1 protein-coding gene is annotated in these 887 nt (G+C 40.1%); it reads left to right on the forward strand.

Annotation, left to right across the window (positions count from 1 at the left end; genetic code table 11):
* Window positions 1-91: 91 nt before the first annotated feature.
* Window positions 92-853 carry an IS5 family transposase gene (locus AB4274_RS06850; RefSeq protein ID WP_026028612.1) on the forward strand — a complete coding sequence of 254 codons (762 nt, stop codon included), beginning with the start codon at window positions 92-94 and terminating at the stop codon, window positions 851-853.
* Window positions 854-887: the final 34 nt, after the last annotated feature.

Genomic DNA, 887 nt, shown 5'->3' on the forward strand with positions numbered 1-887 from the left:
TAGGGCGTGTTGATCTTTCGTGAGTGTTTTTTGAACAGCATGGTAAAGAGTTATAATTTGCTTCGCCAAAAGTAAAACCATAACCAATACCATGCCAAGAACAATGCTAACTGATATTCGCTGGGAACTGCTACTCCAAGTTATGAAAAGTACAGGTCGTATTTACGATAAAACTGAACATCGAATGACATTTGAAGGAATACTTTATCGAATGAGAACAGGTATTCCTTGGCGAGATCTACCCTCTGAGTTCGGAGAGTGGAGTACCGTTTACAGACGATTTAATCTTTGGTCAAAGAAAGGGATTTTAGATAATCTTTTCAAAAGTTTATCTAACATGGCTGATTTTGAATGGGTATTTCTTGATGGCTCTATAGTTAGAGCACATCAGCATAGTACAGGTGCAGCTACTGAAAGTTCAGAGCAAATAGGAAAAAGTCGCGGGGGCAACTCAACCAAAATTCACTTAGCCGTAGATAGTGGTGGCCTGCCGATTTGCTTTGATTTATCAGAGGGACAACGCCACGATATAGTGCATGCCGAAAGCTTAGTTGAGCAACTCGATGAAGTTAATACCATCGTTTGTGATAAAGGATATGACAGCGAACCTTTCCGTACTTTTGTTAAGGAACGTGGCGGAGAAACGGTAATTGCTAAACGCAATTACGGACAAGATATAGACAAAGACAGTATGGATTGGTGTTTATACAAGTATCGTCACTTGGTCGAAAATGCCTTTGGGAGAATTAAGCATTATCGAGCTATTTCAAGTAGATATGACAAGCTAGAAAGGAATTATGCCAGCATGTTATCGCTGGCATTCATGTTAATGTGGCTACCGATGTATTGTTGAACGCGAAATGTACAGCAAAGATCAACACGCCCTA

The organism is Vibrio sp. 10N.261.55.A10 (assembly GCF_041470825.1).
GTDB lineage: Bacteria > Pseudomonadota > Gammaproteobacteria > Enterobacterales > Vibrionaceae > Vibrio > Vibrio crassostreae_C.

What these genes read in the sequence shown, in the direction of transcription:
- AB4274_RS06850 (WP_026028612.1), top strand. Translation starts at nt 92, where the DNA reads ATGCCAAGAACAATGCTAACTGATATTCGCTGGGAACTGCTACTCCAA.